Below are 24,903 nucleotides of genomic sequence, written 5' to 3'. Positions count from 1 at the left end.
TGTATTTTTTAGGGAGACTATGACTAAGTATGAAAAAACGTTCAGCTTTTTTTATTTTTATTTGTCTTGTCGGAATGGGCATCGGTATCGGACAGTGGTTCATATATAATGAAATGCTGCCGAATATTTTTGATACATGGACGATTATATTTTTTGTATTATTGCCTGTCATTTTTACTTTACCAAATATAATAAAGAATCAACTTCCCTTTGCTTTAGCTAAGCTGCTTTCTGTTGTTGGCGGGTATTGGCTTATCTTTTTTTATTATTCCATATATTTGATGCTGATTTACTTTCTTTTATACGTAATAGTGTACATTTTTGGCCTGAATGAATACTGGCAGGTGATTTCGGCAAAAATTATAATGGCGGGATTGCTGCTCATTATATGCCTTATTATAAAAGGAACGTGGAATGTGTTTCATCCTGTCTGCCGAAGGGTCGTTGTAAAAACTGATAAACCGCTCAAACGCGATTATTCAATCGTCTTTGTCAGTGACATCCATTTGGGGACAATAATCGGCAAATCTTTTTCGCAAAAACTGGCAGCGCAGATAAATGCCCAAGTTTCCGATATGGTCCTTTTTGGCGGAGATATCATCGACGGAAATCTTGAGTTTGTCATAAGGGATAATAGCAGCAGTCCTTTTAAAAAAATTACGGCAACTCTTGGCAAATATGCTGTGTATGGCAATCATGATTATTTGGGGGGCAGTCTGGTGAAGGAACAATCATTGTTAAAGTCCGCTGATATAAGATTTCTAAAAAATGAATCAGTTGTTTTGGATGATTGTCTCAAAATTACCGGTCTTGATGATTATATATACCATCCCACGCCCATACCGCCTGTACAGGAGGATAATCTCTTTCAAATATTAATGGAACATGAACCGTATCAAATTGAAGCTGCTTCTGCGGCCAAATATGATTTGTATCTGGCAGGACATACACATGCGGGGCAGTTTTATCCGGACAGATTAGTAACCAGAAGAATATATGCCTTAGACTATGGTACAAAATTATTTGATAAAATGACTGCTGTTGTCTCTAATGGCTATGGTTTTTGGGGCACGCCGGTGAGACTTGGGCCGCCTCCTGAAATAGTTTTAATAAAAATAGAGAAGATATAGGATCGACAAATACAGAATGGAGAATCTGATGACTTTGCTCTAAGGTTTACAATATGATAAGATGTATCCTGTACGAAGAAACATTTTATCAGAGAGGTGTTCAATTTAATGATCCGCAGCAAACTTTCACTGTCTTCATACCTATTTGTTGGTTCAATGTTGTTTGGTTTATTTTTTGGCGCAGGAAATTTGATTTTTCCTGTACATATGGGACAGGAAGCCGGTACCAATATTCTGCCGACTATTATCGGTTTTTTACTGACTGGTGTGGGGCTTCCTTTTCTGGGGCTACTGGCACTTGGTGTATCAGGCAGTGCTAACCTATACGAATTGGCGGGACGCATTCATCCTTTTTATGCTCTTTTGCTCACGGTAGCGCTCAACTTGACTATCGGACCTGTCTTTGCTTTACCCAGAACTGGTTCAGTGTCATACGAGATCGGCTTGGCACCTTATATAGCAGCGAATCATCAGGCAATCGCACTGTTTATTTTTACGCTACTGTTTTTCTCGGCAGCGCTGATCTTGTCATTGCGGCCCAGCAAAATATTGTTGTGGGTAGGGAAAATACTCAATCCTTTGTTTTTGATATTTCTGGCAATACTTATTATCATTGCTTTTTGTAATCCTATGGGCAACGGTGCTATCCCACCTGCTCAGGCTGGCTTTGCTTCTGCACCATTTTTTCGTGGTTTTACCGAAGGCTATAATACCATGGATGCACTGGCATCATTAGTATTTGGGGTTATCGTCATAGATACTCTGCATGGGCTTGGGCTCTCCCAGCCAAAAGAAATAGCCGTCGGTGCGTTGAAGGCGGGAATAATCACATTGATACTTATGAGTATCCTTTACAGCTGTCTTTCCTATATAGGTGTTTTCAGCGCCAACCAATTTCCCGTATCAGATAATGGCGGTATCGCACTGGCACAGATAGCCGATTATTATTTGGGAACAGCAGGGGACATATTGCTTGCTGTAATAGTTACTCTGGCTTGTTTAAAAACAGCTATCGGACTCATAACTGCCTGTTCTGACATATTTTGCACTATGTTCCCCGATTCGGTCTCCTATAGAAAATACGTGTTTATATTTACAATAATATCTTTTATTATCAGCAATATTGGTCTTACTGAAATAATTAATCTAGCCGTTCCTGTTTTAATGTTTTTATATCCTTTATGTATAACCTTAATATTGCTGTCACTTTTGTCTCCGCTTTTTGGACACAGGCAGTCCGTATATGTGTGTACAACAATATTTACTGTTTTTGCAGCATTTGGTGATGTCTTGAATAGTGCACCGGCAGTGGTGAAAAATATTGATGTAATCCAGTCTGTAATACACTTCTATTATTCTTTTCTACCATTCTTTGATATCGGTATGGGCTGGGCTGTTCCGGCAGCTGCCGGCTTTGTCCTTGGCTGCCTGTCCGTAATTTATAGTTTTATCAGGAAGTGAAGAGACATTTTCTAGTTTTGTATTTCAACAAGCTGCAGTCTCCGCAAATACACAACACCCTCATATAGTTTCTGTATATGAGGGTGTTTGTGTATTTATTGCAGCCTTTTAAATTCGTTTTACGGACCGGATGCATTATTTTGTTGTTTCATCGTTATCAATAAGGCTGGCAGGATCTATCTGCATCAATTTGATCAGATTCAACGCTTCATAATCATCATAGACATATTCAATAACGCAGCTGTCATTTTGCGACATATCAACTAAAATAGGATCTTTGAGCACATTACCGCGTGTATTGGTGAAAAGATATATAACAGGCGTCAGCACTTTACCAAAAGAAGATTCCTTCACTATAGCGGAACCTAAATTAGTTTTTAAAATTGTGCCGTTGGGATAAAGCGCTATATGATCAAAAAATTTTCGCAGTATATTTGTGTCGAACTGACCAGGAGAATGAGATGCCATAATATTATATGCAATATGTGACTTATAAGCCTTTTTATACGAACGTACGCTCGTAAGGGCGTCATAAACATCTGCTATAGCGACTATTTTTGCGAATAAGTGGATCTGATTGCCGTGCAGCTTGTAAGGATAACCTGTACCATTGACTTTTTCGTGATGCTGACCGGCAATATTAATTATGTTGGTATTAAAACAGGAAGCATCACGTAATTTTTGCACGGAGAATATAGGATGCTTTTTTATAAACTCGAATTCATCCTGCGTGAGAGCAGTTTGTTTATTAAGAATTTCTACCGGAATGGCTATTTTGCCTATATCATGCAGGATAGCGCCAAGGGTCAGATCTTCCATATCCCTATGAGGCAAAGCAAGTAATGAACCGATCAAAGCCGACAATATTGCTACATTGACAGAATGCACTAATGTATAGCCGTCATGTGAGCGGATGTCGTTTAATTGGACAAGAGTGCGCTTATTGGCAGAAACTTCTCTTATTATTGATAAGATGGAGCGCTGAAGTTTATCGACCAGAAGAACACCCTTTTTTTCTAATTGCTCCATAGTATTGGAAAGATTTTTTATAGCGGCAGCACGCGTTGCCTCGCATACAATATCCTGTGAAATAGTGAAATTTGAATAAGTGTTTGTTGACACCACAGCAATCTCTTTGATACCGGCCTGTTTCAGCTTGAATATATAAAATTCACTGAGTTTTGTGCCGCGGCGCAATAGAAAAAGACCATTATCATCGAAGACACTTTGACAAATTGTCATCCCTGGGCGCAATCTTTCCACAGGTAATATAATCATAACATATCGTCACCTTGCAATTTAGTTAGTATAAAAAATGTTTCATCCGTGAATTGCACTCACAAGAAATGGCCCGATAAGCTGCGCTCTGATGTTAGTACAGAAAATATCCGTATGTTATTTTAAAGGAAATCTTTTTATGCCGTATTGTCTGAGATATTTTACAGATTTGGGCGGATTTAGCACTTCAGCATAAGTAATGGCACGCAATATTGTTTTGCTGTCTATATCCATCTGCGCTGACGTTATTGAAGTGCTGTTATCCTGCATGGGGGGCAGTACTTGTCGAAGTGGTATACTAGTAGAATTTCTCTGAAGCATGGTCGAAGAAAACAGAGGGGGAACCTCAATTTCTTTGGCTGCTGCAGGTGCTGGGGAAGAATTCTGCCGTTCAGCAGGAGCAGGGGGCGCTGCAGTGTGAGGGTGCTTCATCATATGGTCAAGTGTAATTTTACCGGCAGAAGAATTCTTTTCTGATTGGGGATTCTTGATAGGAGGCAAGCGACGCTTCGAAGAAGTAGTTTTTTTCTTTTTGCCCATGCTGGAGACTACCCAAAAAACGATCGCAGCAATTATAATAAGTGTATTCATTTTATTTCACCGGCTGGGATATTTGGGCTTCATCATCTCCGGTTTTACCGATAGTCTCACGCATTTTTGTATCAGCATTGATATTATTCATGTTGTAATAATCCATAACACCCATTTTCCCTTCACGCAAAGCCGAAGCCAGTGCATGCGGAACTTCAGATTCCGATTCTACCACACGTGCCTGCATTTCCTGAGTATAGGCTTTCATTTCCTGTTCTTTTGCCACAGCCATTGCACGCCGTTCCTCAGCTTTGGCCTGTGCTATGCGTTTATCGGCTTCCGCCTGATCCGTCTGTAATTGTGCGCCGATATTTCTGCCGACATCGACATCTGCGATGTCGATAGATAATATTTCAAATGCGGTACCGGCATCAAGTCCTTTACCCAGAACTGTTTTAGAAATATCATCGGGATTTGCAAGAACATCAGCATGAGTTTCAGAAGAACCGACAGTAGTAACAATACCTTCACCGACACGGGCAATTATAGTGGGTTCTCCCGCACCGCCCACGAGGCGGTCAATATTGGCACGAACAGTTACACGAGCTTTGATTTTTAATTCTATGCCATTTCGCGCTACAGCAGAAACTATAGGAGTTTCTATAACTTTTGGATTAACACTCATTTGCACGGCTTCCAAGACATCACGGCCGGCAAGGTCTATGGCGGCAGAACGTTCAAAAGGAAGAGGAATTTGTGCACGGTGGGCGGCAATCAACGCATCAATCACTTTATCAACATTACCGCCCGCAAGATAATGTGCTTCCAATTGATTCGAATTAACTGTAAGTCCTGCTTTGTTGGCTTTTATTAGAGGAAGAATAATTCTTTGCGGTATTACGCGGCGCATTCTCATGCCTACCAGCGTGAATATTCCCACAGGAACATTGGCGGCAAGAGCTGAAATCCACAAGCCGAGCGGTACAAAGTAAAGAAACATCATAATGATTATGACCGCGAGAACGAGGATAAAGCCTGAAATTAACACTGGTTCCATTTTTATAACCTCCGAGATAAGTGGATTTTAAACTTGCCTGACAATTATACGATTGCCCTCTGTCTTTATTATGCGGACCCTTTCTCCTCTGCTTATATACGACCCTTCCGATACTGCATCAATTGGTGAACCATCAATCAGAATGGTCCCGGCAGGACGAAGCTCGGTCAAAACGACACCTTCTTTGTTCAGAAGAAAAGATCTGTCTGTACTTGATATATAGCCTTTAGCTGAACTGGAAGAATCCTTTAGAATCATTTTTTGCCAAAAAATGCTTGAAGGCAGTTTTTTCACAATAAGGATAAACAAAAAAACGGCAATGATCAGCGAACCTGCCAGCATATAAACGGCACCGATATCTCCGCCCAATCCTAAAATTATGCTGTAGAGCATCATCACTATACCAAGTGCTGCGAATATTCCGGTAGCAGGAGTGAACACTTCTATTATTATAAACAATATGCCGCCGAGAAAAAGGGCAATATGATATATATTCACAAGTCCACTTATATAACCGCTTCCCCAGAATACAGCAGCCGCCGTTATACCAAGCAATGCGCCAAATCCCGTTCCGCCTGTTTTTATTTCTATCAGCACGGACAAAATTATTATTGTGATCAAAAGTATTCTTAAGGCGGGTAAATCTACTATAATATCCATTTTAACCTCCCTTAGGAACTGATGACGGATCAGTTTTTTATCAAAAGCATCGGAAGCAGTTATCTACACAGGAAAAGATAATAAAAGACTTATATTTATAATTATTATTAATTCAATATAAAATAAAGAAATTCCTTTTAATTATTTCGATATTTTTAAGTAACATAGAAAACAAATAGAAAAGATAAATGGAAGCTTTTGAAATGAAAGATAAATATTAAATGCAGTCCGCTTAAATATTGGTATAATGTCATAGTTAATTTTCCGTAACATGGGCTGTAAGAAATATAATTATTTCACTGTCAGTTTTATTTTTTTTTATACTGCGGAAAAAATTCCCCAGAATAGGAAGATCACCAAGAAAAGGAATTTTGCTCATGCTTTTTGATTCTTCACTGCCGATAAGTCCGCCTATAACCATTGTTTCTCCATCTTTGAGACGAACGACAGTATCTGCTGATCTTGTTTGAAATCTGTAGGCTTTCAGATCCTCTACGTATAGAGGACTGCTTACCTCTGTGTGGACATCAGCCGTTATATCACCATTATCGTTTATTAAAGGCGTATATTGAAGAATTATGCCGGTATCATGATATTCATAAGCCGTTGTTGTCGTGGAGTCAGTGACACTTGTCTTGGGAACGGGAACACTGCCGCCTATACGAATGATGGCTTTGTGATTATTAAGTGTCATAATATTGGGTTTGGCTAAAACATTGGCTTTGCCGTTTGTTATAAGGGCATTTAATGTTGCTCCGTAATAGAATTCGAATGGTATTCCCTCGGGCCCCTTACCAAATTGGATTATACCTGGAATATTATCAAAACCGGCTGCTTTTCGGTTTATTTTAGTAACTGGTATGTTTTCGCTGACAGCTGCGTAGCTGCCGTCGTCATTTTTTACAGTGCTTTTTATCGTTTCGTAGGATTTTTCATAATCAGGGTACTGGGGCAGCTGTGACCAATTCCACTCAATGCCCAACTTTTCAGAAGCGTCTTTCTGAATGGCTATAACTTTTGCCTCCAGCATCACTTGTTTGCTGGGAATATCAAAATTTTGGATAAAATTTGATATTTTTTCTGCTTCATTGCTGGTGCCGTAAAAAAGCAGTGTATTATTTTCTTGATCGGTAAGAATATTCTTTTCTCCCTGATCTGTTTCGGCAGCGTTCTCTTTTTTGTTATTTGCAGATGGCGGCTGTGTGTTGAAAGAAAGACGTATGGCGTTGGCCAACGTATTAAGATCGCAGTACTGCACTTTGAAAATATGCAATTGCCCGTAATTACTGCGTATATTTTTAGGACTGCCGATGAAAAGAATATTTTTGTCTTCTGCAAAAGCTAATCCTTTTATTTTACCAATCATTTTTATTGCGTCTATAGGCAGTACATCATCAATATTGACTGAAACGGAACCTGATACATTATCATCCATAATAAGGTTTATATTATCTGATGAGGCAAGAACAGTTAAAATATAGCGTACATCCGCATCGGCTAAGTGCAATGATATGGCTGATGCGCGGGAGGGAAAATTGCATATGATGAATACAATAATAAATATAAATAGTCTGTGGATCATAATCTTCACCCGCATAATTATATTAAAACCCTTTTAAGCGACAAATAAATATTTCACCGTTGATATTTTTTATATGTATGCTGTTTCTGTCAATAGATACTACTTCATAGTTTGAAAAATGGCTGCCTGCGGTCACTGTAGAGTATTTATTATCCAGGATAATGATTGCTGAATATTTATCTTGATCAAGAAAAGTACCTGCCAGTAATGGCAGCGGAGGAGGGGAGGCGACAGCAGGCGAAGAAGAAATTGTAATTTCTTCTTTAGGGACAATAGCTGAGTCAAGCTCCTTTGAAGCTTTGGAAATGGTGTGCTTTTCAGAGTGGACGGCAGAAAAAGGATCACGAAGCGGCTCTGTGCGATGAAGAGGATAATTATAAAGTGGAAGCTTTTCAGCGGCATTTGCGTCATAGCTTGATTGAAATGGCTGTGTTGGTAATTCCCGCGTGTCCATTTCAAGGAAAAGATAGACAGCAAAAATTGCTGCCGGAAATGAAAAAAGTATTATTTTTCGTTTTTTATACAGAGGCAGATGAGTCTTAAAGAGCATTTTCATAATAACTTCCTCTAAAAAATGAATATAAACATTTTCAGTATATGATCTTTTTATTTAACTGTCAAACTTTTGTGATTTTTCTCACATATAAAAGAATAATTGCAAAAATATCGATAATCATAAAAAAATTTGTAAAGTAAGCTTTGCTATTTATAAAATTACGATCTTGTTATTAAAAAATATTTAAAAATATTATTTTTTAAAGGTTTTTGATTATTGTCAGAGAATATAGTATATAAAGATCCACGAATCATAAGAAAGGTGTTGAAGCTATATGGCAACATTTACTATTAGAGGAAAAAATATTGAAATCACTCCAGCTTTGCGCGATTACGTGGAAAAAAAGGTCGGCAAGGTAACGAAATATTTTGACACCGTTGGAGAAATAACAGTCTTGCTCACGGTAATAAAAGGCAGGCATATTGTCGAAGTCACTGTTCCTGTGCAGGGCATATTACTGCGGGGCGAAGAATCGACAATGGATATGTATACGTCTATAGATCTTGTTATAGAAAAATTGGAACGTCAGATACGCAAACATAAAACAAAATTAGAACGCCGTTTTAGAAATGGCAGCTTTAAAATTGAAGCAGTACCGCCGATATCGGCAGATGAATCAGCCGGCAGCGAAGATGAGTATCCTGTCGTCAAAACAAAACGCTTCGCAGTAAAACCGATGGATGTACAGGAAGCTATCATGCAGATGAATTTGATAAATCATGAATTTTTTGTATTTCGGGATGCAAAAACAGAAGAAGTAAATGTAGTATATCGGCGTAAAGATGGCAACTATGGTTTGATAGAGCCAAGCCGCTGATATTGTGATAGACTGGCATAAAAAAGGCAGATATTTATCTGCCTTTTTGTAATGTAAAAATAAACAGAATGTGTTTTTTGTTGCGGCTAAATAAGATCGTTGCATATAACAGTTTTACAAAAAGATTGCTTGACAAATATAAAAAATGTTGGTATATTGCTATACAAGATGAAATGCAGTGAGCAGGAAAAGTACACTGGATGGTATTTTGCAGAGAGTCATGGGGTGGTGAAACATGATAAATATGCCGGTGGAAATACACTTGTGAGCAGCAGGCTGAAATTGCAGTAGGCTGTGCCGGATTGCCCCCGTTATCTTGGGCTAGGATATGTTAGTATCTGAAATAAGCGGCTTGCATAAGCAAGTAGGGTGGTACCACGGGTAATTGCTCGTCCCTTTTTGGGGACGGGTTTTTTTGTTTGCATTCATCGCATATTTTATATTTTGATGATTTTGGAGGAATTAAGATGATTATTGTAATGAGTCCTGACGCTTCGCGGGAAGATTTGAACAAAGTTGAGGAAAAAATAGAGGCAGAGGGATTATCTTATCATTTATCTGAAGGTGCTGTAAGGACGATTGTGGGTGTGATAGGCGACAAGAAAATTATTTCTGGTTTGCAGATGAATGCTTTTCAAGGGGTGGAAAAAACGATTCGTATTACAGAAAAATATAAATTAGTAAGCCGTGAATTTCGGCAGGAAGATACTATAGTCGATGTCAATGGAGTAAAGATAGGTGGTCCTCATTTGGCAGTGATGGCTGGTCCCTGTGCAGTGGAAAGCAGAGAACAGCTTATGGAAGCCGCAGAATGTGTAAAAAAAGGAGGAGCGGCCTTCCTGCGCGGCGGAGCATTTAAACCGCGCACCTCTCCGTATGATTTTCAAGGGCTTGCAGAGGAAGGCCTGGCTATGCTAAAAGAAGCCGGTGAAAAATTTGATTTACGTGTAGTTACTGAGGTGGTAAATCAAAATGATATAGATATGATCAGTAATTACGCGGACGTATTGCAGATTGGTGCGCGAAATATGCAGAATTTCCAATTGCTCAAGGAAGTGGGAAAAACACACAAACCTGTGCTTTTGAAAAGAGGATTGTCAGCGACTATAAGCGAGTGGCTCAATGCTGCTGAATATATAGCTAATGAAGGAAATTATAATATTATATTGTGCGAGCGCGGTATAAGGACATATGAAACTTTTACCAGAAATACTTTGGATCTGAGTGCTGTAGCTGCCGTTAAAGAGCTGTCGCATCTGCCCGTTATTGCTGATCCCAGTCATGGAACAGGCAGATGGCAGATGGTGCGGCCTATGGCAAGGGCGGCAATAGCAGCAGGAGCAGACGGACTTATAATAGAAGTTCATCCGCATCCGGAATGTGCTTTAAGTGACGGAGATCAATCCTTGACACCGCAGAATTTTGAATCGACTATGACTGAAGTCAAGGCAATAGCAGCCATGATGGGAAAAAGATGACATGGCAAAAATGAAACTGGCGATTTTGGGTGTGGGACTTATCGGCGGGTCCTTTGGAATGGCAATAAAAGATAAGCTTAAAGATGATATTTATATAACGGGGACTACCCGTACCGAAGTATCCTGCCTGACTGCCGAAAAAATAGGGGCAGTGGATAAATGCTTTCTCAGCAATGCGGAGGCTGTTAAGGATGCTGATATAATCTATCTGAGCACACCTGTGTTGCAGATGGTTCCTATTGTCAAACAAATAAGACCTTATCTGAAAAACGGGGCTGTAATAACGGATGCGGGCAGCACCAAGCAATATTTGGCAAATGCTTTGCGCAAGATACTGCCGGATTCTGTTCATTACGTGTCGGCACACCCGATGGCCGGAAGAGAAAAGAGCGGTGTGTCCGCAGCATCAAAAGATTTATTTAAAAATAAATGCTACGTGATAATTAAAGACCCGGCTATGCCGGTTTCTGAAGATGCCGTGGAAAAAATCTGCGCTCTTATCAAGATGACAGGCGCAAATATAACTGAACTTGATCTGGCCAGCCATGATCGCTGCGCTTCTTTGATAAGCCATGTGCCTCATATCACCGCAGCTGCATTAGTGAGTCTCTTGAACCGTAATTATAACGATCTTGACGAGTGCATAAAGCTCGCGGGGGGCGGTTTCAAAGACACGACCAGGATTGCCTCATCCAATGCGGATATGTGGGCGGATATATGCTTGTCTAATTCTGCAGCCATCGTGAACAACTTACAGATTCTGCAGGAAATATTATCAGAAGTGACAGGAGCGATAGAAAGTAAAGACAGAGAAAAGCTGTATGATTATTTTACTGTAGCTAAGGAAATGCGGGATAAGATACTGAATGAAACAAAAAGTATATATGAGATAGAGTGATTTTTTAGCAGTGGATGAAGTATTATCAGCAGATATATTATTTAGTAGATTTTCCTTAAAAGAAGAGCCAGCAGAAGATTCAGCTGAGTTTCTTCTTTTTTATTTTGTGAAATGCAGTCTGGTATGCTGAGGGACTGAGGATAAAGACACGATAAAAGGTGAAAATAAACTGGACTGGAATGACAAGTATTTTGAAATCCGCTATAATGGATAATAAATTAATAAAAATGATTCGGATATGAGGAGCAATAAAATGGATTGGATGCAAATTTCTGTTCGTACTTCGCACGAAGCAATGGATCTTATCGCTTCTGTTTTTGACGATATTGGTGCAAATGGGGTAGCTATGGAAGACCCTGCTATCATAAATGATTATATAAATTCTAAGCTTTGGGATTATACGGATATTCCGCTGCAGCAAAATGTCGAAATCGTTATAGTGGATGCTTGGCTGCCAAAAGATGAGCTGCTTGATGGAAGAATTAAAGCTTTGAATGTTCGGTTGGAAAAATTGTCTAAAACAGTGAATACTGCTCCCTGCGAAATGACATACTCAGATATAAAGGAAGAGGACTGGGCAAATAATTGGAAAAAATATTTTCATCCTGTAAAAATTGGTGAAAAAGTGGTTGTGAAACCATCCTGGGAAAAGTATGAGAAAACGGAAAATGAATTGGTAATAGAATTGGATCCAGGATGTGCTTTTGGCACGGGGACTCATCCTACGACCTCTATGTGTGTAAAATTTATGGAAAAATATCTGCAGAAAGATATGAAAGTGTTTGATGTAGGAACAGGTTCCGGTATTTTAGCTGTATGTGCTGCAAAACTCGGTGTCGAAGATATACAGGCGGCAGATTATGATAATGTGGCAGTAAAAGTTGCAAGTGAAAATATAAGAAAAAATAATGTATCAGATAAAATCAACTGTTTTCAAAGCGATCTGCTGCAAAACTTTCAAGGTAAAGCTGATTTTATATCGGCTAATATTATAGCCGATATAATAATTCGGTTATTTGACGAAATTTCAGGCAAGCTTGATAAAAAAGGGATACTTTTAGCCAGCGGAATAATAGAAGAGCGTTTACCCGATATAAAAACAGCGGCAAAAAAACATAATATGCATATTGTTGATATAAAGGAAAAAGGCGGTTGGGCAGCATTGATAATAAAGTACAGGGAAAATAACTGATGCGCCGATTATTTATAGAAGCTGAATTGGCAGAACGCATTGTGATCGAAGGTGAAGATGCGCTGCATCTGCTTTATGCTATGCGTGCCAAACCAGGACAAAAAATAGTAATATCCGATAAGAATGGCAAAACGGCAAATACACAGATTGAGTCATGCGAACCGCAGAGAGTAATTTTAAATGTTCTGGGACTGATGGAAAATATACAGGAATCGCCGATAAAGACAATTCTGCTGCAGTGTCTGCCGAAGGCTGACAAGATGGATTATATCGTCCAGAAAGCAGTTGAATTGGGCGTCAGCAAAATAATTCCTGTAGCCAGTCAAAATTGCGTTGTAAAATATGACATTGACAAGCGTCAAAAAAGGCAGAAAAAGTGGCAGAAAATTGCGGATGAAGCTGCTAAACAATGCGCCAGAGATGTACGACCGGAAATATGTTCGGTGATAAATTTTGCAGAGGCTGTTGAAACGGCTGAAAAGAATATCACCTGCATTTGTTATGAAAATGAGGATACTTTACCATTTAAACAATACTTACAACAGCAAAACGGCAGTAAGTATGCCGTTATCATAGGACCTGAAGGCGGTTTTTCTGCTGAAGAAGTGCAAAAATGCAGAAGGGCAGGAATAACAAGCGTATCACTGGGGAAAAGAATATTGCGTGCGGAAACAGCAGCAATAGCCGCGTTAACGATATTGCAGTATGAAAAAGGTGATCTCGGCACTTGAATATGAAATTGCATATTTAACTATAGTGACGATAGTTGTACGAAGAAAGGATTTATATGTCGAAAGTTGCATTTACTACACTTGGCTGCAAGGTCAATCAGTTTGAAACAGAAACAATGATGGGACTTTTTCGGAAGAAAGACTATGAAATAGTTGATTTTACGGAAATGGCCGATTTTTATATAATAAATACATGCTCGGTAACGCACTTGGGAGAGCGAAAATCACGTCAGCTGATAAGACGGGCTATACACCTCAATGAAAAAGCTGTTGTCGCCGTTACAGGTTGCTATGCGCAGCTGGAACCGGAGCAAATAGAAAACATTGAAGGCGTAAAGGCGATAATAGGCACTAATGAAAGAAAAAATATTGTGGAAATAGTGGAACGCGCTGCTCAGAAGCATGAGTTCGTGACAAGCGTAAAAAATGTTATGCAGGACCATGATTTTGAAGATATACCAATGTTTGGCATGCAATCCAGGACAAGAGCTTTTTTAAAAATTCAAGATGGATGCACAAATTTTTGTTCCTATTGTATTATTCCTTATGCAAGAGGGCCGCTGCGTTCACGGCCGATAGAAAGTATAAAGAAAGAGACCCAAAAACTTATAAACAATGGTTTCCACGAAATTGTTCTTGGCGGCATACATCTTGGCTCCTATGGACGGGATATGAAAGATGGGAGTTCCCTGTCAGATGCAGTTAGAGCAGTACTTTCTATCGATGGAGTAAAACGAGTGAGATTAGGATCAATAGAATCAATAGAAGTTTCAGAACCGCTGCTGGAACTGCTGGCGGGCAATGATAATTTTGCCCATCATCTGCATCTGCCGCTTCAGGCAGGCAATGATGTTATCTTGAAGAGAATGAACAGACACTATACGGTAAAAGATTATGCGGAACTGCTGAATAAAATTGTAAATAAAGTGCCGGATATTGCCGTCTCTACAGATGTGATAGCAGGGTTCCCCGGTGAGACGGATGAACAATTTATCAACAGTATAGAATATATTAAAACACTGCCCATATGCCGCATACATGCGTTCCCCTATTCGAAACGCAGAGGAACACCTGCCGCAGATATGCCGCAGCAAGTGGACGATGCTGTGAAAAGGCAGCGGGTGCACATCCTGCAGGCACTAAGTGATGAAAAATCACGACAATACTGCAGCCGCTTTCTGGGAAAAACGCTGTCAGTATTGTTTGAAAAGACTATGGAGGATGGAACGGCCGACGGACACACAAGCAATTATATCAAAGTATATACACGAGAAAAAATAGACAGAGGAAATATACAATCTATGAAAATGACAAAATTATATAAAGACGGGCTGTGGGCTGAGAATTTATTTTGAGATTTAAGAAGGTATTGCAAAATAAAAAACGAATTATTATAAAATAGGATTTTTCCTCGAACGGGGGTGCAGCTATGTCAGATTGCATTTTTTGTAAAATTGTTTCCAGAGATATACCAGCTGATATCATTTATGAAGATGATATGGTCGTTTCTTTTAAAGATCTGGAGCCTCAGGCACCTGTGCATATATTGATCGTACCGAAAAAGCACATCAAAAATCTTAATACTGCCATACCGGAAGATAAAGATATCGTATCACATATAATGGTTGATGTTGTTCCAGAGCTGGCAAAGAAGCTTAAGATCGCGGATGACGGATTTCGTCTTGTAGTGAATACAGGAGTCAAGGGCGGTCAAACTGTAGATCATCTTCATTTTCATCTTATCGGCGGTAGATCCATGCAATGGCCACCGGGTTAATTATTATTGACAATTGTACTGTTTGTCAGTTATAATTACTTGGTGTAGCGAACAATACACTCCCATTGCGTGTGGAGGGGAGGGAAGATATAAATGTCAGAAGTTAAAGTTGGAAAAAACGAAACAATTGACAGTGCGCTTCGTCGTTTTAAACGCACTTGCCAAAAAGCAGGTACCCTCGCTGAAGTCAGAAAACGTGAGCATTATGAAAAACCTAGCGTAAAACGTAAGAAAAAATCTGAAGCTGCTCGTAAACGTAGATTCAGAGCTTAAAGAACGCGGAGGTTAAAGAAATGTCAATCAAGGATAGGCTTATGGCTGATATGAAGGAAGCCATGAAGGCTAGACAGGCAGATCGTCTTACTGTTATCCGTTCAATGCGTTCAGCAGTGCGTCAGGCTGAGATTGACGGCAAGACTGATCTTGACGACAATGGGGTGATCAGCATTATAAGCAAAGAACTTAAAATGCGTCATGATTCACTCACTGAATTTCAAAAAGGCGGCAGAGCTGATTTGGTTGAAAAAACTGAAGCAGAAATTGCTGTTATAATGCCTTATTTGCCAAAACAGTTATCAGAAGACGAGCTGCGTGCTTTAGTAAAAGATGCTGTGGAAAAGACCGGGGCATCAACGGCTAAGGATATGGGCAAAGTCATGAAACTTATAATGCCGGAAGTAAAGGGCAAAGCTGATGGAAAATTGGTAAATGATGTCGTCAGAGAATTGTTGAACTAAATAAGAATGAAAACATGTTTTCCGATTGGGAAGCAAGAAGCCTCTGTTATTTTAACAGGGGCTTTTATTATGTTTCAAAACATATGAAATAATAGATATGATATTTTTATATCAAAAAAAAATATTTAAAATGATTTATTTATTGCAAAAAATATAATCATGTGGTATTATTTATTCAGAAAATAAAATATATTCAGGACGAAAGGAAGGTAGGTATTCCAATGAAAAAAGATCCTCCTGATCAAGTATGGATAGGTGTAGATATTGGCACTACGGGAGTGCGTGCTATAGCATATATGGCTGATTCTACAAATATAGGTTCGTCGGAGGCATTTTATCCGCTGCTGACACCACGGCCTGATTGGGCTGAGGAAAGTCCGCTGCAAATTTATGAGGCTGTTCAAGAAGTGATAAAAAATACCGCCGATCAGCTTCGGTATAAAAATATAAAAGCTTCGGGAATAGCTCTGAGTACAGTTATGCATAGTTTTGCAGGTCTGGATGAGGCTAAAAAACCGTTGATGAATATGCAGACATGGGCAGACAGCCGCAGCCTGAATATAGTACGTGAATTGAAAAAAGATACTGAGCTGTCAAGGGACTTTTATAACAGAACATGTTGCCCCATTCATGCTTGTTATCCTTTAGCAAAAATCTTATGGCTGCGTAAGTATGCTGAAGATATATTCAAAAAAACTAAATATATAGGCTCATTAAAAGATTACATATTTTATAATCTGACGGGTGAATGGGTTATTGATCATTCTACCGCCAGTACCAGCGGAATGTACAATGCAAAAAAAATGGATTGGGATGATGAAATTTTAAGGTATGCAGGTGTAAAAAAAACTGCACTGCCGGCCATAGTTTCTACTACTTATCATTCATTTTTAAGCAGGCGGGCAGCCGAATTTCTTCATCTGCAAAGTGGAATGCCGGTAGTCATCGGCGCAACGGACGGCGTGCTTGTCAATGTGGGGATAGGTGCAGTAAATCCGGGGCAATTGAGCGCTACTATAGGTACAAGCGGTGCATTGCGTATGTTGACGACCAAACCGATGGTCGATAAGCATATGAGAACTTGGTGCTATAACCTGACAGATGAAATGTGGGTAGCCGGAGGAGCGATAAATAACGGCGGTATGATATTGCGATGGCTGCGTGACAAGGTTTGCCATTACAGCAAAAATCAAATGGAAAACATAGATGTAGATCCGTACGATCTGATGACGTTGAAAGCGGGACATGTAGCACCGGGCTCTGAAGGACTGATATTAATGCCGTTTTTCACAGGTGAACGGGCACCTTATTGGAATTCGGAACTGCGTGGTATATTTTTTGGATTGTCTTTAAATCATGGACGCTCGCATATGATTCGGGCCGCAATGGAAGGAATCTGCTATTGCCTGAATAGTGTATTTATGGCCTTGCAGGATTTTGGCAATATCAAAGATATAAGAGTAAGCGGTAGCTTTACTAAATCTCCGCTATGGCTGCAAATACTTGCGGATGTTCTCGATCAAAAGCTGATATTACCGGGCAATAGTGAAGGTGCCGCCTTTGGTGCAGCTGTTCTTGGATTTATTTCTGACGGTACTTTAAAGAATATAAATGAAACGGCAGCACTGGTTAATTCAAAAAAAATTTTTGCACCAATTGCCGAAAATACGGAAGTGTACAAGCGATTATATGACATATTCAGCAGATTATATTTCAATTTGCAGGATGAATTTGCAGATATTGTTTCTTACCAGACTAAACTGCATTAAAAATTTTGGTTAAAAGGATATTTTTTGCGCATCATGAAATATAATTAAAGAGTATAATATTTATTACAAAAAGGGACAGGTGATGACAATGCCGGAAATGGATATAGGCATAATCGGAATGGCTGTCATGGGAAGCAATCTTGCTCTCAACATGGCGGATCATGGTTTTAAGGTAGCTGCGTATAATCGTACAGCCAATCTTACAAGAGAAGTAATTAAGAATACACCGCACAAAAATTTAGAAGGATTCTATAGTATGCAGGAATTCTTGCATTCGCTGAAAAGTCCGCGCAGAGTGATGCTTATGATCAAAGCGGGCAAACCAGTTGATTCAGTAATTGAAGAATTGATCCCGCAGCTTGATAAGGGCGATATAGTAATTGACGGAGGCAATTCCTTTTTTGAAGATACTATACGGCGCTATTCGTATCTAAAGGAAAAGGGGATAAACTATTTTGGTGTTGGAATCTCCGGCGGCGAAAAAGGTGCAAGATTCGGACCATCCATAATGCCGGGGGGGAATAAAGATCTATATAAACATGTGCAGCCTGTTTTTGAGGCTATTTCAGCGCATGTGGGTGAAGAACCCTGCTGCACCTATATCGGTGATAATGGTGCTGGCCATTACGTAAAAATGGTTCATAATGGTATAGAATATGCCGACATGCAGCTTATCGCAGAGACCTATCTGCTGCTCCGTCATGTAGGTGGTTTTGATAATAAAAAATTATCGGAAATATTTCATGAGTGGAATAAAGGTGAGCTGCACAGCTATCTTATCGGTATAACGGCAGATATTTTTGCTGAAAATGACGAAAACAATCAAGATGGACAACTTGTAGACAAAATATTGGACAGTGCAGGACAAAAAGGAACAGGGCGCTGGACCAGTATTCAGGCTTTAAAGCAGGGCGTTGATATTTCCATGATCACTGCGGCGTGCAATACACGTGTCTTATCCAATTTACGGGAAGAACGGAAAAAAGCTTCTGCTGAAATAAAAGCACCCGTATATGACAAAAAAATGAGTGATTCTTTTATAGAGGAAGTACGTAAAAGTCTGTATGCGGCTAAGATAATTGCTTATGCTCAAGGATTTTCTCTATATAATTCGGCTAGTAAGGAATACGGATGGGATCTTGATTTTGGGAAAATAGCTTCTATTTTCCGTGCCGGATGTATAATACAGGCTGAGTTTCTGAATAAGATAACGGAAGCTTATGGGAAAAATAAGAATCTGCCGAATTTAATGTTTGACAAATTTTTTCTTGAAAATATAAATGAAAATCAGTCAAGTTTACGTAATATAATTTGTCTTGCCATAAATAAAGGAATTCCTGTACCGGCTTTGTCAAATGCGCTGCAATATTTAGATGCTCATCGCAGTCCGCAGATCGGTGCTAATCTGATTCAGGCGCAAAGAGACTATTTCGGCGCGCACACATATGAAAGAACTGATAAGGAAGGCGTATTTCATCATGAGTGGCAGGAGCACTATAAATAAACTGTGAAAGCTTTGCAGTTATATTGCAAGGATAATTTCTCTGCGGATTAGTAAGGTAAGTCTGCAGAGAAATTAACTGCAATACAAAATCGTATTTATAATTAATTTTATATTTGGAAATTTGTGTATTTACTTTAAATATATAAATTTTGTTCAGAGTTACTATGTTCTATATAATACCAGTTATTTGCTAATGATATTTACATTTTTAAAGGAGTGAAATTTATGCCATTAATTATTTTAGCAATTGGAATAGCCATTTTGTTTTTTTTAATCGTTAAAGTTAAACTCAATAGTTTTTTGTCGTTAGTATTGGTAGCAGGCATTGTGGGATATGCAGAAGGACTGCCGATTACTCAGATCATCCCCACGATCGAAAAGGGGCTGGGGGGGACTCTGGGGGGGCTGGCAATAGTTGTATCCTTTGGCGCAATGCTCGGTAAGCTTATGGCAGAAAGCGGCGGAGCGCAGAGAATCGCTACCACGCTTATCAATGTATTCGGTCGGAAGAACGTAAAATGGGCCGTATGTATTACAGGATTTATTGTAGGGATAGCATTATTTTATGAAATTGGCTTTGTACTGTTAATACCACTGGTATTCACTATTGCCGCCTCAGCCAAGATCCCTCTTTTGGAAGTAGGGATACCGATGGCAGCGGCTCTTTCCGTAACACATGGTTTTTTGCCGCCGCATCCCGGACCTACGGCTATTGCCGTTATTTACAATGCTGATATCGGGCTTACTCTTGTGTACGGTGCGATAATAGCTATTCCTACTGCAATCGTAAGCGGGCCGCTGTTTTATAATTGTGTAAAAGGTTTGAATCCGGAAATACCAGAGGGATTATATAATCCAAAAGTATTTAAGGATGACGAAATGCCGAGTTTTCTAACCAGTATTTTAACGGCACTCATTCCCGTTGTTTTGATGGCTGCCGCTGCGATAGCTAAATTGACACTTGCTAAGGATTCATTACTGTTCAATGTTCTGACATTTTTAGGAACACCTGATATGGCACTTGCAATTTCTGTGAGTATTGCTATATATACTTTTGGACTCAGCCGCGGAAAATCAATGACTGAAATAATGAAGACAGTGGAAAGCGCTGTTCTGGCCATCGCTATGATACTTTTGATTGTCGGCGGCGGGGGAGCGCTGAAACAGATACTCATAGACAGCGGTGTCGGCAAATACATAGGAGAATTATTGTCGGGTTCGAATATGTCTCCGCTGCTTCTGGCATGGCTTATTGCAGCTGTCATCCGTATCGCCTGCGGTTCTGCTACGGTAGCAGCACTCACTGCCGGTGGAATTGCGGCACCTCTTGTGGCTCTGACGGGAGTAAGTCCTGAACTTATGGTTCTTGCTACAGGTGCGGGTAGTTTGATAATAAGTCCGCCAAATGATCCCGGATTTTGGCTTTTTAAAGAGTTCTTTGGCCTTACTGTTAAGGAAACTGTAAAGACATGGTGTGCACTGGAAACCATAATTTCAGTTATGGGACTTATCGGTGTACTGGTGATTTCAATGTTTGTGTAACCTTAAGGTTATAAAAGGAGAGACAATACCATGGGATATTTAATGGGTATTGATGTGGGTTCAACAAATTATAAAGTAATTGCCTGTGACTATGACGGCAACTTTTTATCCGTATCTACTCGCCCGGGGAATACGGTTTATAAAGAAAACGGGTGGGCCGAATTGGATCCTCAAAAGATGTGGGAAAATATCGCTGCCTGTATAAAGGATGTAAGTGATGCATTGTCAGAAGATAAATGTGTAGGTATAGGTGTAGCTGCAAACGGAGAAGATGTGCTGTTGGATGAAGCAGGTTATCCGGTTCATCCGACGATACGTTGGTTTGATACGCGTACAGATAAAATAGCTGAAGAATGGGGCCGATTTGGTGTAGATAAAGTTTATGATATAACCGGTATCAATCCTAATCCTGTGGCCGGAATCACGAAGCTGCAGTGGATTATGAAGAATCGGCCGGAAGCTATGAAAAAAGCAAAATACTATATACAAATACAGGGCTTTATCAGTTATAAATTAACAGGGACAGCTAAAACAAGCTGGACAAATGCCTGCCGTACGATGGCTTTTGATCTGCGAAAACGGCAATGGTCTGAAGAAATAATTGAGGCATCAGGTCTGCCCAGAGAAATTTTTGTTGATCCTATCCGTCCTGGAGAATTGGTAGGGTGTACTACAAAAAAAATAAAAGATATTACCGGATTACCGGAAGGCACGCCTGTTTATGCCGGAGGAATAGATTATGCGTGCGGGACTTTCGCTACAGGAATAATCAAATCAGGTCAAATGCTAGATTCTACCGGAACAAGTGAACAAATAGTGGCGATTGTTGATGAACCTAAAAATGATCCTGAATTTATTGGTAAAAACTTTACTTCAGTATCATATGTTGTAGACGATAAATATTATATTATGGGTATGATTGTTTCTTCAGGTGGAATTTTTGAATGGTTTAAAAAAGAATTTAAGTGTGCTTCTTTTGAAGAACTCATTGAGGAAGCTGAAAAACAACCGATCGGTTCTAATGGATGCATGCTGATGCCGTATTTTTCAGGCAGGTATTCATTAGGCAGTGATCCATGTGCCAGAGGAGCGTTTCTAGGAGTCACAAGAGCGTCTAAAAGAGGAGATTTTGTCAGAGCCATATTAGAAGGGCTGTGCTTTGAAATGCATAGTATCATTATAGAAATTGAGAAAATGTCAGGTAAAAATATTGATTCTATTTATGCTATAGGAGGAGCAACAAAAAGTGATTTTTGGCTGCAGATGAAAGCCGATGTTACGGGTATTCCGGTGAAAAGCAAACAGGTCCCTGAAGCTGCAGCACTGGGAGCGGCTATGTTGGCAGGTCTTGGAGCGGGGATTTACAAAAATTCTGAAGATGCGGTCTCTAAAGTTGCGTTCCCAGAAAAAATATATAGTCCTGATGCAGAAAAACATATAAGGTATATGCAGCTTTATGAATCATTAAATTCTAAGATGTATCCTGCGCTTATAGAATTCAATAAAAAAGTTACTGAAATACAGACCAAGTTTTTATCCTTGAGGAGGAATTTATAGTGAAATATGAAGTTGTGATCACTAATATAGGTGAATTTGTACTGCAATTTATGCAGACACGTGACAGTATGATCCTTTTTGATAAGGATGTTCCCTATGAATACATGAATATGGTAGTAGCACATAACAAGGGTGAAATAGATGGAGAAATAGCAGCAGGTGATAAACTGCATATAGCAGGTATGGAGTATGCGGTTACAGCCGTTGGTGATGAGGCCATGCGTACTTTGAAAGAAAAAGGACATTGTACTTTGGTTTTCAAGGGTATGGATAAGGTTGAGCAACCAGGGCAGATAATGCTGAAGGGGAACGGCCTTCCGCGTGTAATGATCGGAGATACAATAAGATTTGAATAAAAATATTTGGAGGTTTTATTAATGCAAATTTTAGTAATAGGTGATCCATTATTATCTTCACAGAAATTAGCAAAAGCTGTTTATGATGTTTTGGGAAAAAATATAAAGGTTCATTGTGTAGATTGGAAGCCGGCCAGTAATGAAGAATTTTGGTATTTGCGCAGCATTGTAGAAAAGCAAGGTCCGTCTGTAGGAAAACCGCCCCGGGAGATATTTGACTTTGTGTCTGAGGTGGATATGATTATTACGCAGCATACGCCAATCAATGCACAAATTATTGACGCAGCAAAAAAGTGTAAGATTATTGGCGTATGTCGTGCCGGTGTAGAAAATATCGATGTAGATGCCGCTACTAAAAGGGGGATCGCCGTTTCAAGAACAATGGGACGCAACGCGCATGCTGTATCTGATTATACGGTGGGATTGATGCTTGCTGAAATGCGCAATATAGCACGTGCTCATGCTGAACTAAAAAAAGGTAATTGGAAAAAAGAGTATACTAATGTTTCTTTTGTAGGAGATATGTATGAAAAAACAATTGGTCTCGTTGGTTTTGGCTATATTGGACATTTAGTAGCAAAAAAACTCAGCGGATTTGATGTGAAAATTTTAGTATATGATCCATATGCAAAAGATGATGATATTAAAGCTTGCGGAGGGAATAAGGTAACATTGGAGTACTTGTGTAAAAATTCTGATTTTATCAGTATGCATGCACGTTTGACAGATGAAACACAAGGGCTTATGGGGGCCGATCAATTTGCCGTTATGAAACCGACAGCTTATATTATAAATACGGCCAGAGCTGGATTGATCGAGGAACAGGCACTTATTGATGCTCTTCAAAAAAAGAAAATTGGCGGCGCAGGCATTGATGTATATTGGGTGGAACCTCCAGCGGCTGATCATCCGCTCATGTCATTGCCAAATGTAACCATTACACCTCATCTGGCGGGTTCTACAAAAGATACATTCAATAGAACACCATATATATTGCTGCAGGAAATTAAAAGAGCGGCCGGGCAAGGAGATCTGCGCTGGTTTGTCAACTCAGATGAAGTGAATGTTATTCTCGATGAATTTAAATAAATTTTTCAACAGAAAAATATTTAATTATATTGAATGAGGCGGAAGGAATGACTTAAAATATGAAAGCAGCGATATACAGAGACATTAATGATATAAGTGTGGAAAATATTGAAAAACCATCGGTCGGAAATGGGGAATTACTTGTAAAAGTCAAAGCCTGCGCTATATGCGGAGGAGATTTACGAACATTTAAACATGGACATAATTCCATAAAGCCTCCCATTGTATTGGGACATGAATTTGCCGGTGCCATTGTCGAAACAGGAGAAGGAATAGAACGATATCACACAGGGAACAGAGTAATTGTTGCGCCCGGAATTGGCTGTGGCAGTTGTTCCTATTGTTTATCGGGTCACCAAAACTTATGTCCGACAAGAAAAACAATTGCTCATATTTATAATGGTGGTTTTGCCGAATATGTGAAGATACCGGCAAATGCAGTACGAGCGGGAAATGTTAATTTTATTCCCGATGAGGTGGATTATTTGAGCGCTTCGTTAGCGGAACCGCTGGCTTGTGTGATAAATGGTCAGGAGGCCATGAATATACAGCTTGGAGATACAGTAGCAGTGATTGGTGCAGGTCCTATAGGATTAATGCATGCGGAACTTGCCAGAGCACACGGAGCAGGAAAAGTTTTTTTGATTAATCGCAGCGGCAAGCGACTGGAAGGTGCAAAAAATTTTAAATATGATGCATATATTGATACAAGTAAAGAAGATGCAGCAACAAAGATAATGGATCTGACTGAAGGTTTAGGCGTAAACGCTGCTATAGTAACGGCAGGAAGTGCAGATGCTCAAAACATGGGAATAAGAATATCTGGTAAAATGGGAAAGGTATGTTTGTTTGCAGGACTTCCTAAAGATAAACCCTTGTTGAATTTTGATGTTAATTTTATCCATTATCGGCAGATTACATTGTATGGAACATTTTCATCCGCACCACGCCATAATGCACTGGCCATTGAAATGATAAGAAGTAAGAAAATTGATGCTGATAAACTTTTGACACATATAGTTGCGCTGGATGATATTTGCAGAGGGATGGAGCTGGTTGAGAAACGCGCCGGATTGAGAGTCGCAGTCATACCGGATATGCGTGCAGTAGATGAAGATATAAAAAAGCATAAAAATATAATAGTCGGTTAAAATGTAAAATCCTTAAGCAATTCAATTATTTTGTATTATTTGTTTAAGGA

The 24,903-nt window shown here is 39.5% G+C and carries 24 protein-coding genes and 1 other annotated feature; of the genes, 18 read left to right on the top strand and 6 right to left on the bottom strand.

What is annotated here, in order from left to right; translation table 11 throughout:
- Nucleotides 1-29: 29 nt before the first annotated feature.
- Nucleotides 30-1,130 carry a metallophosphoesterase gene (locus NXG61_RS13480; protein WP_307224498.1) on the top strand — a complete coding sequence of 367 codons (1,101 nt, stop codon included), beginning with the start codon at nt 30-32 and terminating at the stop codon, nt 1,128-1,130.
- A 108-nt stretch (nt 1,131-1,238) separates the two neighbouring features.
- On the top strand, nt 1,239-2,591 hold the full coding sequence (gene brnQ / locus NXG61_RS13475; protein WP_307224500.1) for a branched-chain amino acid transport system II carrier protein: 1,353 nt from the start codon (nt 1,239-1,241) through the stop codon (nt 2,589-2,591).
- A gap of 135 nt (nt 2,592-2,726) precedes the next feature.
- Here the strand turns inward: brnQ and NXG61_RS13470 are convergent, their stop codons facing one another.
- The 6 genes from NXG61_RS13470 to NXG61_RS13445 all read right to left on the bottom strand — a co-directional run bounded on the left by NXG61_RS13470 (nt 2,727) and on the right by NXG61_RS13445 (nt 8,255).
- Nucleotides 2,727-3,869, bottom strand: coding sequence for an HD-GYP domain-containing protein (locus NXG61_RS13470; RefSeq protein WP_196605460.1), 1,143 nt, complete (start codon nt 3,867-3,869; stop codon nt 2,727-2,729).
- 117 nt (nt 3,870-3,986) lie between these two features.
- Nucleotides 3,987-4,460 (bottom strand): hypothetical protein, encoded by a 474-nt coding sequence (locus NXG61_RS13465; protein WP_196605459.1) that lies wholly within the window; start codon nt 4,458-4,460, stop codon nt 3,987-3,989.
- A 1-nt stretch (nt 4,461) separates the two neighbouring features.
- Nucleotides 4,462-5,457 carry a flotillin-like protein FloA gene (gene floA, locus NXG61_RS13460; protein WP_196605458.1) on the bottom strand — a complete coding sequence of 332 codons (996 nt, stop codon included), beginning with the start codon at nt 5,455-5,457 and terminating at the stop codon, nt 4,462-4,464.
- A 27-nt stretch (nt 5,458-5,484) separates the two neighbouring features.
- A complete protein-coding gene (locus tag NXG61_RS13455; RefSeq protein WP_196605457.1) occupies nt 5,485-6,117 on the bottom strand; it encodes an NfeD family protein in 633 nt (210 codons plus the stop codon).
- A 256-nt stretch (nt 6,118-6,373) separates the two neighbouring features.
- Nucleotides 6,374-7,699: a type II secretion system protein GspD gene (locus NXG61_RS13450; protein ID WP_307224507.1), complete on the bottom strand. Its 1,326-nt coding sequence runs from the start codon at nt 7,697-7,699 to the stop codon at nt 6,374-6,376.
- Between the two features lie 22 nt (nt 7,700-7,721).
- Nucleotides 7,722-8,255, bottom strand: a complete 534-nt coding sequence (locus tag NXG61_RS13445) for a hypothetical protein (RefSeq protein ID WP_196605455.1) — start codon at nt 8,253-8,255, stop codon at nt 7,722-7,724.
- Between the two features lie 274 nt (nt 8,256-8,529).
- Between NXG61_RS13445 and hpf the strand changes: the two genes are divergently transcribed.
- The 16 genes from hpf (at nt 8,530) to NXG61_RS13365 (ending at nt 24,853) form a co-directional block, all read left to right on the top strand.
- Nucleotides 8,530-9,072, top strand: coding sequence for a ribosome hibernation-promoting factor, HPF/YfiA family (gene hpf, locus NXG61_RS13440; RefSeq protein ID WP_196605454.1), 543 nt, complete (start codon nt 8,530-8,532; stop codon nt 9,070-9,072).
- 169 nt (nt 9,073-9,241) lie between these two features.
- Nucleotides 9,242-9,472: a binding site (T-box leader), on the top strand.
- A gap of 67 nt (nt 9,473-9,539) precedes the next feature.
- Complete coding sequence (gene aroF / locus NXG61_RS13435; RefSeq protein ID WP_196605453.1) at nt 9,540-10,550, top strand: 3-deoxy-7-phosphoheptulonate synthase; 1,011 nt, start codon at nt 9,540-9,542, stop codon at nt 10,548-10,550.
- Nucleotide 10,551: 1 nt separating this feature from the next.
- On the top strand, nt 10,552-11,448 hold the full coding sequence (locus tag NXG61_RS13430; RefSeq protein WP_196605452.1) for a prephenate dehydrogenase: 897 nt from the start codon (nt 10,552-10,554) through the stop codon (nt 11,446-11,448).
- A gap of 253 nt (nt 11,449-11,701) precedes the next feature.
- A complete protein-coding gene (prmA, locus tag NXG61_RS13425) occupies nt 11,702-12,640 on the top strand; it encodes a 50S ribosomal protein L11 methyltransferase (RefSeq protein ID WP_196605451.1) in 939 nt (312 codons plus the stop codon).
- Nucleotides 12,640-13,371, top strand: a complete 732-nt coding sequence (locus NXG61_RS13420; protein WP_196605450.1) for a 16S rRNA (uracil(1498)-N(3))-methyltransferase — start codon at nt 12,640-12,642, stop codon at nt 13,369-13,371. Before prmA ends, NXG61_RS13420 begins: the two co-directional genes overlap by 1 nt.
- 56 nt (nt 13,372-13,427) lie before the next feature.
- On the top strand, nt 13,428-14,726 hold the full coding sequence (gene mtaB / locus NXG61_RS13415; RefSeq protein ID WP_196605449.1) for a tRNA (N(6)-L-threonylcarbamoyladenosine(37)-C(2))-methylthiotransferase MtaB: 1,299 nt from the start codon (nt 13,428-13,430) through the stop codon (nt 14,724-14,726).
- A 74-nt stretch (nt 14,727-14,800) separates the two neighbouring features.
- Nucleotides 14,801-15,148, top strand: coding sequence for a histidine triad nucleotide-binding protein (locus NXG61_RS13410; protein ID WP_196605448.1), 348 nt, complete (start codon nt 14,801-14,803; stop codon nt 15,146-15,148).
- 93 nt (nt 15,149-15,241) lie between these two features.
- Nucleotides 15,242-15,421 (top strand): 30S ribosomal protein S21, encoded by a 180-nt coding sequence (rpsU, locus tag NXG61_RS13405; RefSeq protein ID WP_132550575.1) that lies wholly within the window; start codon nt 15,242-15,244, stop codon nt 15,419-15,421.
- 20 nt (nt 15,422-15,441) lie between these two features.
- Entirely contained in the window at nt 15,442-15,885 is a 444-nt protein-coding gene (locus tag NXG61_RS13400) for a GatB/YqeY domain-containing protein (RefSeq protein ID WP_196605447.1), read from the top strand.
- Between the two features lie 221 nt (nt 15,886-16,106).
- Nucleotides 16,107-17,654 (top strand): gluconokinase, encoded by a 1,548-nt coding sequence (locus NXG61_RS13395; protein WP_196605446.1) that lies wholly within the window; start codon nt 16,107-16,109, stop codon nt 17,652-17,654.
- Between the two features lie 82 nt (nt 17,655-17,736).
- Nucleotides 17,737-19,158 (top strand): decarboxylating NADP(+)-dependent phosphogluconate dehydrogenase, encoded by a 1,422-nt coding sequence (gnd, locus tag NXG61_RS13390; protein WP_269140351.1) that lies wholly within the window; start codon nt 17,737-17,739, stop codon nt 19,156-19,158.
- 225 nt (nt 19,159-19,383) lie between these two features.
- Nucleotides 19,384-20,700, top strand: coding sequence for a gluconate:H+ symporter (locus NXG61_RS13385; protein WP_196605444.1), 1,317 nt, complete (start codon nt 19,384-19,386; stop codon nt 20,698-20,700).
- Nucleotides 20,701-20,730: 30 nt separating this feature from the next.
- Nucleotides 20,731-22,257, top strand: coding sequence for an FGGY-family carbohydrate kinase (locus NXG61_RS13380; RefSeq protein WP_307224517.1), 1,527 nt, complete (start codon nt 20,731-20,733; stop codon nt 22,255-22,257).
- A complete protein-coding gene (locus NXG61_RS13375) occupies nt 22,257-22,613 on the top strand; it encodes a PTS glucitol/sorbitol transporter subunit IIA (protein ID WP_307224519.1) in 357 nt (118 codons plus the stop codon). The genes NXG61_RS13380 and NXG61_RS13375 overlap by 1 nt, the downstream gene beginning before the upstream one ends.
- 21 nt (nt 22,614-22,634) lie before the next feature.
- A complete protein-coding gene (locus NXG61_RS13370) occupies nt 22,635-23,702 on the top strand; it encodes a 2-hydroxyacid dehydrogenase (RefSeq protein WP_307224521.1) in 1,068 nt (355 codons plus the stop codon).
- 59 nt (nt 23,703-23,761) lie between these two features.
- Nucleotides 23,762-24,853 carry a zinc-dependent dehydrogenase gene (locus NXG61_RS13365; protein ID WP_307224523.1) on the top strand — a complete coding sequence of 364 codons (1,092 nt, stop codon included), beginning with the start codon at nt 23,762-23,764 and terminating at the stop codon, nt 24,851-24,853.
- The last annotated feature ends 50 nt before the right edge of the window (nt 24,854-24,903 follow it).

Origin of the sequence: Pectinatus haikarae (assembly GCF_050916305.1) — a bacterium.
Taxonomy (GTDB): Bacteria; Bacillota; Negativicutes; order Selenomonadales; family Selenomonadaceae; genus Pectinatus; species Pectinatus haikarae.
The sequence above is the reverse complement of the archived record's forward strand: the minus strand, read 5'-3'. Positions and strand labels throughout refer to the sequence as shown.

What these genes read in the sequence shown, in the direction of transcription:
- NXG61_RS13480 (WP_307224498.1), top strand. Translation starts at nt 30, where the DNA reads ATGAAAAAACGTTCAGCTTTTTTTATTTTTATTTGTCTTGTCGGAATG.
- brnQ (WP_307224500.1), top strand. Translation starts at nt 1,239, where the DNA reads ATGATCCGCAGCAAACTTTCACTGTCTTCATACCTATTTGTTGGTTCA.
- NXG61_RS13470 (WP_196605460.1), bottom strand. Translation starts at nt 3,869, where the DNA reads ATGATTATATTACCTGTGGAAAGATTGCGCCCAGGGATGACAATTTGT.
- NXG61_RS13465 (WP_196605459.1), bottom strand. Translation starts at nt 4,460, where the DNA reads ATGAATACACTTATTATAATTGCTGCGATCGTTTTTTGGGTAGTCTCC.
- floA (WP_196605458.1), bottom strand. Translation starts at nt 5,457, where the DNA reads ATGGAACCAGTGTTAATTTCAGGCTTTATCCTCGTTCTCGCGGTCATA.
- NXG61_RS13455 (WP_196605457.1), bottom strand. Translation starts at nt 6,117, where the DNA reads ATGGATATTATAGTAGATTTACCCGCCTTAAGAATACTTTTGATCACA.
- NXG61_RS13450 (WP_307224507.1), bottom strand. Translation starts at nt 7,699, where the DNA reads ATGATCCACAGACTATTTATATTTATTATTGTATTCATCATATGCAAT.
- NXG61_RS13445 (WP_196605455.1), bottom strand. Translation starts at nt 8,255, where the DNA reads ATGAAAATGCTCTTTAAGACTCATCTGCCTCTGTATAAAAAACGAAAA.
- hpf (WP_196605454.1), top strand. Translation starts at nt 8,530, where the DNA reads ATGGCAACATTTACTATTAGAGGAAAAAATATTGAAATCACTCCAGCT.
- aroF (WP_196605453.1), top strand. Translation starts at nt 9,540, where the DNA reads ATGATTATTGTAATGAGTCCTGACGCTTCGCGGGAAGATTTGAACAAA.
- NXG61_RS13430 (WP_196605452.1), top strand. Translation starts at nt 10,552, where the DNA reads ATGGCAAAAATGAAACTGGCGATTTTGGGTGTGGGACTTATCGGCGGG.
- prmA (WP_196605451.1), top strand. Translation starts at nt 11,702, where the DNA reads ATGGATTGGATGCAAATTTCTGTTCGTACTTCGCACGAAGCAATGGAT.
- NXG61_RS13420 (WP_196605450.1), top strand. Translation starts at nt 12,640, where the DNA reads ATGCGCCGATTATTTATAGAAGCTGAATTGGCAGAACGCATTGTGATC.
- mtaB (WP_196605449.1), top strand. Translation starts at nt 13,428, where the DNA reads ATGTCGAAAGTTGCATTTACTACACTTGGCTGCAAGGTCAATCAGTTT.
- NXG61_RS13410 (WP_196605448.1), top strand. Translation starts at nt 14,801, where the DNA reads ATGTCAGATTGCATTTTTTGTAAAATTGTTTCCAGAGATATACCAGCT.
- rpsU (WP_132550575.1), top strand. Translation starts at nt 15,242, where the DNA reads ATGTCAGAAGTTAAAGTTGGAAAAAACGAAACAATTGACAGTGCGCTT.
- NXG61_RS13400 (WP_196605447.1), top strand. Translation starts at nt 15,442, where the DNA reads ATGTCAATCAAGGATAGGCTTATGGCTGATATGAAGGAAGCCATGAAG.
- NXG61_RS13395 (WP_196605446.1), top strand. Translation starts at nt 16,107, where the DNA reads ATGAAAAAAGATCCTCCTGATCAAGTATGGATAGGTGTAGATATTGGC.
- gnd (WP_269140351.1), top strand. Translation starts at nt 17,737, where the DNA reads ATGACAATGCCGGAAATGGATATAGGCATAATCGGAATGGCTGTCATG.
- NXG61_RS13385 (WP_196605444.1), top strand. Translation starts at nt 19,384, where the DNA reads ATGCCATTAATTATTTTAGCAATTGGAATAGCCATTTTGTTTTTTTTA.
- NXG61_RS13380 (WP_307224517.1), top strand. Translation starts at nt 20,731, where the DNA reads ATGGGATATTTAATGGGTATTGATGTGGGTTCAACAAATTATAAAGTA.
- NXG61_RS13370 (WP_307224521.1), top strand. Translation starts at nt 22,635, where the DNA reads ATGCAAATTTTAGTAATAGGTGATCCATTATTATCTTCACAGAAATTA.
- NXG61_RS13365 (WP_307224523.1), top strand. Translation starts at nt 23,762, where the DNA reads ATGAAAGCAGCGATATACAGAGACATTAATGATATAAGTGTGGAAAAT.